The organism is Phaeovulum veldkampii DSM 11550 (assembly GCF_003034995.1).
Classification (GTDB): Bacteria; Pseudomonadota; Alphaproteobacteria; order Rhodobacterales; family Rhodobacteraceae; genus Phaeovulum; species Phaeovulum veldkampii.
In genome coordinates, this window is record NZ_PZKF01000004.1 from 128,771 (window position 1) to 139,092 (window position 10,322).

Consider the following 10,322-nt stretch of genomic DNA (forward strand, 5'->3'; position numbering starts at 1 on the left):
TTGGTTGAGGTGTGCCCCGTTCGGGGTCGTTCACTTTGCGTAAATTGTCTGCGGCAGCCAGAGCGCGATCTGCGGGAAGACCATGACAAGGATCAGCGTCAGCAGCATCACCCCCACGAAAGGGAAGACCGACCGGTAGATCACCCCAAGGGTGAAATCGGGTGGCGCCATGGCCCGCATCAGAAACAGGTTATACCCGAAGGGTGGCGTCAGATAGGCGATCTGGCAGGTGATCGTGTAGAGAATGCCATACCAGATCAGATCAAAGCCCAGCGCCTTGGCCAGCCCCACGAAAACCGGCGCCACGATCACCAGCATTGCGGTATCGTCCAGAAACATGCCCATGATCAGGAAACTGGCCTGCATCAGCACCAGCACCTGCCACGGTTGCAGCCCGAGGTCCGACAGGAAGAATGTCTGGATCGCGCGCCCCGCGCCCAGCCCGTCGAACACTGCCCCGAACGACAGCGCGGCCATGATGATCAGCATGAACATGGTGGTGATCGCCAGCGTTGACCGGGTGGCAACCTCAAGCACCTGCCGCGTAAAGCGGCGTTTGACCGCGGCCGCCGCCACTGCCGCCAGCGCGCCGATCACCGAGGCTTCGGTGAGGCTGGTCCAGCCGTTCACGAAGGGCACCATCATCGCGGCAAAGATGATCAGCGGCAACAGCCCCGCACGCAGCAGCGCGAATTTCTCGCGTCGGGTGATGCTGGCGCGTTCCTCTGCGGGCATGGCGGGCGCAAGCGCCGGGTTGAGCCAACTGCGGATCAGGATATAGGCCACGAACATGGTCGCCATCAGCAGACCCGGCAGGATGCCCGCCAGCCACAACTGGCTGACCGGCTGGCGTGCGATCAGCGCGAACAGGATCATCACCACCGACGGCGGGATCAGGATGCCAAGGCTGGAGCCTGCCTGAATCACGCCCGAAACCATCCGCTTGTCATAGCCACGCCGGACCAGTTCGGGCAGCGCGATCGTGGCCCCGATCGCCATGCCCGCAACCGACAGCCCGTTCATCGCCGAAATCAACACCATCAGCAGGACCGTGCCGATGGCAAGCCCGCCGGGCAGCGGCCCGAACCAGACATGAAACATGCGATAAAGGTCATCGGCCAGCCGTGTTTCGCTCATCACATAGCCCATGAACACGAACATCGGCAGCGCCAGCAGCGCGTTCCACTTCATCAGCTTCATGACCGAGGAAAAGCCCATGTCCGAGCCGCCCTCGCCCCACAGCAGCAGCGCCGCCACCACCGCGACAAAGCCGATCGCACCGAACACCCGCTGCCCGGTGACCATCATCAGCAGCAGGCTGGAGAACATAAGAACCGCGATCCATTCGTAGGACATCACAATTCCTCTCCGCGCAGGGTGGCGATGTCGCGGAACAGGTGCACGAAGGCTTGCAGTAACATCAGAACGAAGGCCAGACAGATCACGATCTTGATCGGCCACAGATAGGGGCGCCAGGCGGTCGGGCTGCGTTCGCCGACCTCCAGCGAATAGGTGGTGCTTTCGACGGCCCCAAACAGCATGACGCCCAGATAAAAGATCAGCGCGAAGATGGTGATCACATCCCACCATGCCTGCGTGCGCGGGCGCAACTGCGCATACAGCAGGTCCATGCGCACGTTGCTGCCCAGTTGCAGCGAATAGGGCGCGCCCAGAAGGTAATAAGCCACCAACGTGAATTGCGCCATCTCCAGCGTCCACAGTGCCGGGACGCCTGCGATCTTGGTGATCGAGGACCAGATCAGGATGCCCATGATGACGAACAGAAGATACATCGCAAAGCGGCCCACGCGGTAGTTCACCGCCTCGACCACGCGCACATAGGCCCTGATCCATCCCGGCATCAGCCCACCTCCGCCAGCGCCGCGCGCAGCAGCGGCGCCAGTGTGCGGCCCATTGCCTGCTGCGCCTCGGGCGTGGCGATCAGGTCGTTGCGCAATTCCAGCATCACGTTCCGTATCCCCTGAGGGGTGGCCTGAAGGGCCAGCGTATGGGTCACCGCGTCGGCGGCAGAGTAGGGCTCATTCAGCCGGCTGATAAGGGGCAACTGCGCCGCCTGAGCCAGCACCGCGCGGGCCAGCGCGGGGTCGGCGTCATGGATGATGCCAAATTCCACCGCCCGGTGGTGGCCGTTGTAGACCGGGGTAAAGCTGTGCACCGTGACCAGTGCCGTGGCCTGACCGGCCGCCAGGCGCCGCGCGATCAGCGCGCGAAGGGTGGCGTGGAACGGCAGATAGATCGCCTCGGTCCGCGCGACCCGGTCGGCGGTGGGCAGCCCTGCGTTGCCTGGTATGTCATGCAGCTCGCTGCGGGCGGCCATGGCCCCGGCCGACTGCGGTGGGCGGTTCAGGTCATAGACCAGTCGCGAGACCGTGGCCGCCACCAGCGGGGCCTCCAGCCCCGCCGCCAGGCTCTGCGCCAGACCCAGAGCGCCCGGATCCCAGGCGATATGCGCAGCCTTCTGCCCGGCGCTTAACCCCAGGTCGCCCCAGCGCGCCGGAAAGGCGTTCGAGGCATGTTCGCAGACAACCACGAACGGCCCCGGCGCCTCGGGGTTCTCGACCGTCACCACCTGATCGGGGCCGGTTTGCGAAGCCATGTTTCCCTGTCGATTCTTGATCGCGTTATCGCTCAAGGCTCCACCGGGCGGGGCGGTTCTGTCAATATCATTTCAATGTCCGAAATGCTGTTACAATCTATACAAAGCGACTCAGCGGAAAGGGTGCCCATTTTGGCAGCACATCCCAAGACGATCGAAGAAATCCTGCGCGCCGGGTTTGACGGGCTGACCCCTGCGGAACGCCGACTGGCCAGCCACCTGCTGCGCCACTACCCGGTGGCCGCGCTGGGGTCGATCACGCATCTGGCGCGTGCCGCCGAGGTGTCCAGCCCCACGGTGATGCGGCTGGCGCAAAAGCTGGGCTATTCAGGCTATACCGCGTTTCAGACCGCGATCCGCGCCGAGGTCGAAGACCGGCTGGTTTCGCCCTTGGTCAAGCATGACCGCTGGGCCGAAGGGGTGCCTGACACGCATATCCTGAACCGCTTTGCCGATGCGGTGCTGGGCAATCTTCAGGCCACGCTGGCACAGATTGATCATGCTGAATTCGACGCAGTGGCGGCCCTGATGGCCGACCCTGACCGCCGCATCTGGGCCACCGGCGGGCGCATCACCCATGCGATGGCGGATTATTTCGTCACCCACATGAAGGTGATCCGCCCCGGTGTGAACCTGATTTCCGACATGTCGAACGCCTGGCCCCCCGCGCTGCTGGAGATGCGTCCGGGCGATGTGCTGCTGGCCTTCGACATCCGCCGCTATGAAAACAACGTGTTGCAACTGGTCGATATGGCCGCCGATCAGGGCGCCGAGGTGGTGCTGATCACCGACCCCTGGGTGTCGCCCGCCGCGGCACATGCGCGCTACAGGTTCTCGGCGCAGGTCGAGGTGCCCTCGGCCTGGGATTCGACGGTGGCGATTCAGGTTCTGGTCGAAACCCTGCTGGCCGCCGTGCAGCGCCTGACCTGGCCCGAAACCGAAGCGCGGATGAAACGGCTGGAAGAATTATATGCCCGCGCGCGTTTTTTTCGGCGGGTGAAATGAAAATGCCCTGGGGTTCCCCAGGGCATAGTCGTGTGTCGGATCAAGTCGGTCAGAATGCGGTCAGGATCGTTTGCGAAACCGTGCTGTGGCGCGGGTTCATGATCGCGTCGGCCACGCTGTTCATCGGCACGTTGCTGCCTTCTGCGCCGAACGGGAAGCTCAGGCCCAGACGCACGGTGTCCAGATCGGCGCCGCTTCCATCGATCGACAGATCGGTGCGCGCCAGTTCCAGCGAGACATAGGATTTCACAGTCATCATCGAGGTCAGATCGTAGCTCGCGCCGATGCCGAAGGTGTCAATATCGCCATCAATGCCCGCGAACTCGGCCGAGGTGTTGGCATAGCCGCCGAACAGCGTCCAAGTGTCGTTCAGATCATAGGCCGCGGCCAGACCGATGAAGTCGGCATCGACATCCTCAATCGGGTTCTCCACGGTGGTGCGGATGAACGCACCGGCCAGCGTGAGGTTTTCCATCGGGGCGTATGTGCCCGACAGGCCGAAGTCGCGCACGTCGATGAGGTCGATGCTCGGGTTGGTCTCCGAGCGGCCGAAGAAGCCGCCGACTTCGCCGTTGGCGAACTTGTAGCTCGCCATCATGCCGTAAGAGGTGATCGACGGATCAATCCCGATCCCGCCGGACGACAGAATGTCACTCGAGATTTTCGCCTCTTCGGCATAGACGCCGACCGAGACGCCGTTGGCGAAGCCATAGGCGGCGTGGGCACCAATGACCGAGCCGTTGATCGTGTCCGGAACGTCGTCGATATCGACACGCGCCGCGCTCAGGTCAGCGCCGAAGCTGACGCCATTGCCGACAGCCACAGTGACGCGGCCGTCGAAGGTCAGCGAGTCGAGATCCTGTTCGATGTCGGAAATGTCCGAGAAGCCATAGCCCAGCGTGGCCCCGCCCGAAATGTCCTGCGCAAACGCCGCGATGGGGGCGACCGACAACGCCAGGGCGCCGATTACTTTGATGGTGTGTTTCATTGCTGTATCAACTCCTCAGTACACGAAAATGTTAACAAAAGTTAACAGGCGAACCGAGGAGTTCAACTTTGGATGAGGTGCTGGCGCGAATACGCCGACGTGTGTGATCTTTCGAACACGCGTCAAGGCGACGCAATCTTGCGTGCAGGGTGTGTCTTCGGCGGCTCTCCCGAGGGGAGCGGCGGGTGATTGTCAGCGGCGCCGGTCGCGCCGCGCGCTCATCGGCTGGAAGGCCACGCCCACATGTGCCTCGCAATAGGGTTTTCCCGCCACCGAGGGCAGGCCGCAGAACCAGAAATGATCTGTCGCCGGGTCGCCGATCGGCCATTTGCAGGTGCGTTCGGTCAGTTCCATCAGCGACAGCTTGCGCGCCTTCTTCTCGATCTCGCGCACCGAGGCCAGGGCTTCGGGGCTGATCTCGTTGGCCGAGGGCTGCGGCGGCAGCGGCTGGCCGGCGGGGATGATTGCCTTGCGCAGCGGGGTTACGGCAGGCACTGCGGCGGGTTCGACGCGGGGGGCTGCGGCGGGCGCGGGGCGCGGTTCAACCCGAGGTGCGGCAGGTTCGACCGCGGGTGCCGCGGCGCGGGCGGGTGCCTCGTCCACGGGTGCCGCTTCCGGCTCGGGCGCTGGGGAAGCGCTGGCGGGCGCCGGGTCGGCGGCGCCGACGCGGTTCGACAGGCCCAGACGATGCACCTTGCCGATCACCGCATTGCGCGTGACTCCGCCCAGTTCCTTGGCGATCTGGCTGGCCGACTGACCCTCGGCCCACATCTTCTTCAGCGTCTCGACGCGTTCATCGGTCCAGGACATTGCAGACTTTCCGCTTGGCGCCCGATGGGCGACGGTCTCTTTGATAGGCCCATTCTAGTCGGGACGGGCCGAGATACAAGCAGCGCGCCCCGAAATCAAGCCGCCCCGCGCCGCGTTCGGCGGTGGACAAATTCACCCGCCTGCGCTATCGCAGTCTCATGATCGCTCGGACCGCCCTTTTTGCCCGTCCCCGACGTCGCGCCACCTGCGCCTGACGACCGATCTTGCGTGGCTTTGCGCCACACCCCTGCCCAAACCTCCGCCCGCCTGCGCCGAAAGCGTTGACTTGCTCTTCGGCCCGGTTCACCACTTTGGCCTTCTGACAGGAGTCACGCCATGATCCCGCCCGTTCTGCCCACCTATAACCGTGCGCCACTGTCTTTCGTGTCCGGCGCAGGCTCTTGGCTTGTGGCGCAGGACGGAGGCCGATACCTGGACCTTGGCGCCGGGATCGCGGTCAACGCGCTGGGCCATGCCCACCCCGATCTGGTCGCGGCGCTGACCGAACAGGCCAGCCGACTGTGGCATGTGTCGAACCTTTACCGCATCCCCGAACAGGAACGGCTGGCCGAGGCGCTGGTGGATGCGACCTTTGCCGATACGGTCTTTTTCACCAATTCCGGCACCGAGGCGGCCGAGCTGGCGATCAAGATGGCGCGCAAGTTCTGGTATGAGCAGGGCCAGCCCGAACGGGTGGAGATCCTGACGTTCGAGGGCGCCTTCCATGGCCGATCAACCGGGGCGATTGCCGCGGCCGGATCGGAAAAGATGGTCAAGGGCTTTGGCCCGCTGATGCCGGGCTTTACCCAGTTGAAATGGGGCGATCATGACGCGCTGCGCGCCGCGCTGACCGACCGCGTGGCCGCCGTGATGATCGAGCCGGTGCAGGGCGAGGGCGGCATCCGGGTGCTGCCCGACCAATGCCTGCGCGGCCTGCGCCAGTTGTGCGACGAAACCGGCGCGCTGCTGATCCTGGACGAGGTGCAATGTGGCATGGGGCGCACGGGGCGGCTGTTTGCGCATGAATGGGCGGGCGTGGCCCCCGACATCCTGATGGTGGCCAAGGGCATCGGCGGGGGCTTTCCGCTGGGTGCGGTTCTGGCCAATGAACGCGCCGCCTCGGGCATGGTTGCGGGCACGCATGGCTCTACCTATGGCGGCAACTCGCTGGCCTGCGCGGTGGGCGCAACTGTGATGGAGATCGTGTCCGACCCCGCCTTTCTGGCCGCGGTCAACCGAAAGGCCGCGCTGATGCGCCAGCATCTGGAGGGGCTGGTGGCGGTGCATCCCGCGATCTTTGAAGACGTGCGCGGGCAGGGGCTGATGCTGGGCCTGAAATGCCGCGTGGCGCCGGCCGAAATGGTGCAGGCGGGCTATGCCGAACATCTGCTGACGGTGCCCGCCGCCGACAACGTGCTGCGCCTTTTGCCCGCGCTGACCATCTCGGAGGATGAGATCATCGAGGCCACCGCCCGGCTTGATCGCGCGGCAACCCGGCTGGAAGGCCGGGGCTGACCCCCCCCTATCCCTGATCCGGGCGGCTTGGCCCCGCCCCTGCAAAGACCGGACCCATGAAGCATTTTCTTGATATTCACCAGACCTCGCCCCACGACCTGCGCGCCATGATCGACCAGGCCCATGCGATGAAAACGGCCCGTAACGGCCGCCCCAAGGGCACCCCCGATGACGACCAGCCGCTGGCGGGCCGGATGGTGGCGCTGATCTTTGAAAAGCCCTCGACCCGCACCCGCGTCTCGTTCGATGTGGGCGTGCGGCAGATGGGCGGGCAGACCATGGTCCTGTCGGGCAAGGAAATGCAGTTGGGTCACGGCGAAACCATCGCAGATACCGCGCGGGTTCTCAGCCGCTATGTCGATTTGATCATGATCCGCACCTTTGAAGAGGCGACCCTGCACGAGATGGCCGAACATGCCACCGTGCCGGTGATCAACGGGCTGACGAACCGCACCCACCCGTGCCAGATCATGGCTGATGTGATGACCTACGAAGAACACCGCGGCCCGATCGCGGGGCGCAAGGTGGTCTGGTCGGGCGATGGCAACAACGTCTGCGCCAGCTTCCTGCATGCGGCGGGGCAGTTCGGTTTTGATTTCACCTTCACCGGCCCCGAGCCGCTGGACCCCGAGCATATCTGGCTGGATTTCGCGCGCGGCAAGGGGGTGCAGGCGGTGATCGAGCGTGACCCGGTCAAGGCCGTGCAAGGCGCCGATCTGGTAGTGACCGACACCTGGGTGTCGATGCACGACCCCGAAAGCGCCAAGGAACGCCGCCACAACCAGTTGCGCGGCTATCAGGTGACCGAGACGCTGATGGCGCAGGCCAAGCCCGATGCGCTGTTCATGCATTGCCTGCCCGCACATCGTAATGACGAGGTGACCAGCGCGGTGATGGACGGGCCGCATTCGGTGGTGTTTGACGAGGCCGAAAACCGGCTGCATGCGCAAAAGGCGGTAATGCGTTGGTGTCTCGGGGTGTGACCCGGGCCTGCCTGCGCGGCAAACGGCGCGTTATTTGATCAGCGCCACGATCTCGCGGAAGGCGGGGTGGTCGGCGCTGCCCAGCCATTCGAACAGCACCATCTCGGTCGTGACCACCTCGGCGCCGTGCCTGGCCATCCGCTCCAGCGCGGCGCGGTGGTTTTCCGGGCTGCGCGAGCCTACGGCATCGGCCACCACATAGACGGGCCGGTTGCGCGCGCGCAGGCCCAGAACGGTTTGCAGCACGCAGACATGCGCCTCGCAGCCCGCCACCACCATGGCCCGGCTGGGGTCCAGCCGGTTGGCGATGCCGGGGGCACGCAAGGCATCAAAGGTCATTTTATGCGCTGTCTCGGCGGCGGCTGGTGCCAGTTCGGGCAGCGTGGCGCCCAGACCACGAGGATTTTGTTCGGTGAACAGCACCGGCACATCCAGCCGCCGGGCCGCGGTCAGCAGCCTGCGGGCGTTGAGCGCGACAGTTGCCCCCTGCGCGATCGCGGGCATTAGGCGCGCCTGAAGATCGATGACCAAAAGGCCGGATCGGGCGGCGTCAAGGGTCAGCATCCATGCTCCTTCGGGCTAGGGTCTAGGGTCTAGGGTCTAGGGTCTGGGGCGGGCAGCCGGGCGGGTGCTGCGCAGTCAATGTGCGCGTGCAGACAGCCAATGCGCAAGACCTTTGCGACCAGAGGCCGGGGCAGGCCCCGCTGACAGAGCCAGACGGAATTTTCGGTGCGATACCGTCACGCCCGACAGGCCGGTCCCCGCAAGGGGCCTCAGCTACAGCTTATCCAACAGATCTGCGGGGCAAAGCGCGGGCGTGAGACCATGATCGTGTCAAAGGCCTGATCGGGCAAACCGACCTTGACCGGGGGGTGAAAATCGACCCGCGTCTCCAGCATGATCAGCCGTTCGCCCAAGGCTGCGGTGGGGATGATCTTCTTGTAGGTTTCGGTATTCAGCGTAGCGTCGGTGATCGGGCTGGCGCCGCCCACGCCCTTTGACCAGTCAAGCGCCAGTTTGCGTTCGGTCTTGTTGCAATTTTCGGTGCAGCGCAGCAGCGATACGCGCAGCCGCCCATTGGTATTGGGGCCCGCCAGATAGGCAAACACCGCCTGAAGCCCGTCCATGAAGTCCTGGTCGACAGCCGTTGTCTGCCGCGAGATCAGGTCAGACACCGTATAGGTCGCCTTGGTGGCGGTCACCTTGAGCTGGAACGCCGAAACAAACACGAACAATCCGGCAATTGCCCAGATCAGGATCGGCACAATGATGACAAATTCGATGGTCAGGCTGCCGCGCTCGTTGCGGAAAAAGCCGGACAGTCTGGGCGAAATGCGGGGCATCATGCGTCAGGCTCGTTGACAAAGCCGCTGGTCACGACCACGCCATACCGTCCTTCGGCATCCGTGGGCAACCTGCGGCCCAGCCCCGAGGTCGGAAACACCGGATCGAACAACGCGCAAACCCGGATCAGCATCAGTTCGTTTTCCTCGCCGTGGACGAATTCCGTTTCCGGCTTGATCTCTTCGATCTTGTTCACGCAGCGCGCCGCCCCGTTGACAGTGGTCCATTTATCGCGCTTGAGCGAGTTCATCTCGATGCGGATGACATTCTTGCAGTTGGGAATGATCATCGCCTTTTCGCAGATCTCGGAACGGAACGTTTCAAAATCCGGCACGGCGCCGACACCGATGCGCACATCGCGCACGGCCAGATCGGTGGCGCGGCTCAGCATCATGTGACGCATGTTCACCATGCCCAGTTCGAACGCCATCATCAGAAGCATGATCAGCAGCGGGAACAGGATCACGAACTCGACCGTGACCGCCCCTGCCTCGCCCGTGGCAAAGCGGCGGAGAGAAAAGGGCGCCGGGTGTGTCATTGGGTCAGCCTGAGTTGGTTGATCTTGCCAGCGATGGCCGAAAACGCTTCGTCGATGTTGTCGCGCGAGGCTTCAAAGAAATAACCCGATCCGCTGGCGCATTTGGTCATCTGCCCCGCGGCGGTCGAGTCGGCCTCGTAGGCGATGGTGAACACCACCACACCATTTGCCTTGGCCGCAGCGCAAGACGCGTCAAAGCTGCTTACGTTCTGGTCCGCGGTCGTGATGTTCTTGCGTTTGCTGCTGGCCTGATTCTGAAGCTCTTTCGTGCCATTGATCACGGCGTCCGGATCGGTCGGGCGCACCTGTTCGGTAATGATACCATCGGTCATCAGCACGACATATTTGGCGGTATGCACGTCATCCCAAGCCGCGGGGCGATCCTTGAAGGCTGCGGGGATCTCACCTTTGCTGTTCAGGTGCGCAAAGGCCGGTTGCGAGGCCGGGTCCAGCAGGGCCAGCCCGTATTTCATCCCGTAATGCGTGCCCGTGCCGTCGTGCATCCGCAGACTCTCGATATAG

11 protein-coding genes and 1 pseudogene are annotated in these 10,322 nt (G+C 64.0%); 3 read left to right on the plus strand and 9 right to left on the minus strand.

What is annotated here, in order from left to right:
* Positions 1 to 30: 30 nt before the first annotated feature.
* From C5F46_RS03020 to C5F46_RS03030, 3 genes are read right to left on the minus strand one after another with little or no spacing between them, the layout of a single operon-like run.
* Positions 31 to 1,356: a TRAP transporter large permease gene (locus C5F46_RS03020; protein WP_107323870.1), complete on the minus strand. Its 1,326-nt coding sequence runs from the start codon at positions 1,354 to 1,356 to the stop codon at positions 31 to 33.
* Entirely contained in the window at positions 1,356 to 1,862 is a 507-nt protein-coding gene (locus tag C5F46_RS03025; RefSeq protein ID WP_107323871.1) for a TRAP transporter small permease subunit, read from the minus strand. The genes C5F46_RS03020 and C5F46_RS03025 overlap by 1 nt, the downstream gene beginning before the upstream one ends.
* Positions 1,862 to 2,617 carry an N-formylglutamate amidohydrolase gene (locus C5F46_RS03030; RefSeq protein WP_107323872.1) on the minus strand — a complete coding sequence of 252 codons (756 nt, stop codon included), beginning with the start codon at positions 2,615 to 2,617 and terminating at the stop codon, positions 1,862 to 1,864. Before C5F46_RS03030 ends, C5F46_RS03025 begins: the two co-directional genes overlap by 1 nt.
* 132 nt (positions 2,618 to 2,749) lie before the next feature.
* Between C5F46_RS03030 and C5F46_RS03035 the strand changes: the two genes are divergently transcribed.
* Positions 2,750 to 3,622, plus strand: coding sequence for a MurR/RpiR family transcriptional regulator (locus C5F46_RS03035; RefSeq protein ID WP_168796811.1), 873 nt, complete (start codon positions 2,750 to 2,752; stop codon positions 3,620 to 3,622).
* Positions 3,623 to 3,671: 49 nt separating this feature from the next.
* On the opposite strand, the gene C5F46_RS03040 is transcribed toward C5F46_RS03035, so the two are convergent.
* Positions 3,672 to 4,610 (minus strand): porin, encoded by a 939-nt coding sequence (locus C5F46_RS03040; protein WP_107323873.1) that lies wholly within the window; start codon positions 4,608 to 4,610, stop codon positions 3,672 to 3,674.
* Between the two features lie 192 nt (positions 4,611 to 4,802).
* Positions 4,803 to 5,420 carry a GcrA family cell cycle regulator gene (locus C5F46_RS03045; RefSeq protein ID WP_107323874.1) on the minus strand — a complete coding sequence of 206 codons (618 nt, stop codon included), beginning with the start codon at positions 5,418 to 5,420 and terminating at the stop codon, positions 4,803 to 4,805.
* Between the two features lie 336 nt (positions 5,421 to 5,756).
* Here C5F46_RS03045 and C5F46_RS03050 point away from each other — a divergent pair, with 336 nt between their 5' ends.
* Together C5F46_RS03050 and argF are read left to right on the plus strand one after the other, a co-directional pair.
* Positions 5,757 to 6,935, plus strand: coding sequence for an aspartate aminotransferase family protein (locus C5F46_RS03050; protein ID WP_107323875.1), 1,179 nt, complete (start codon positions 5,757 to 5,759; stop codon positions 6,933 to 6,935).
* 56 nt (positions 6,936 to 6,991) lie between these two features.
* Positions 6,992 to 7,918, plus strand: coding sequence for an ornithine carbamoyltransferase (gene argF, locus C5F46_RS03055; RefSeq protein ID WP_107323876.1), 927 nt, complete (start codon positions 6,992 to 6,994; stop codon positions 7,916 to 7,918).
* Between the two features lie 30 nt (positions 7,919 to 7,948).
* On the opposite strand, the gene C5F46_RS03060 is transcribed toward argF, so the two are convergent.
* The 4 genes and pseudogenes from C5F46_RS03060 to C5F46_RS03075 form a co-directional block, all read right to left on the minus strand.
* On the minus strand, positions 7,949 to 8,482 hold the full coding sequence (locus tag C5F46_RS03060) for an isochorismatase family protein (protein WP_107323877.1): 534 nt from the start codon (positions 8,480 to 8,482) through the stop codon (positions 7,949 to 7,951).
* 209 nt (positions 8,483 to 8,691) lie between these two features.
* Complete coding sequence (locus C5F46_RS03065; RefSeq protein ID WP_107323878.1) at positions 8,692 to 9,264, minus strand: TadE/TadG family type IV pilus assembly protein; 573 nt, start codon at positions 9,262 to 9,264, stop codon at positions 8,692 to 8,694.
* The gene (locus tag C5F46_RS03070) at positions 9,261 to 9,800 is read right to left on the minus strand and encodes a TadE/TadG family type IV pilus assembly protein (RefSeq protein WP_107323879.1); all 540 of its coding nucleotides are present in this window, start codon (positions 9,798 to 9,800) and stop codon (positions 9,261 to 9,263) included. The genes C5F46_RS03065 and C5F46_RS03070 overlap by 4 nt, the downstream gene beginning before the upstream one ends.
* Positions 9,797 to 10,322: pseudogene (locus C5F46_RS03075) on the minus strand (TadE/TadG family type IV pilus assembly protein); the annotation flags it as partial. The pseudogene C5F46_RS03075 and the gene C5F46_RS03070, both read right to left, overlap by 4 nt.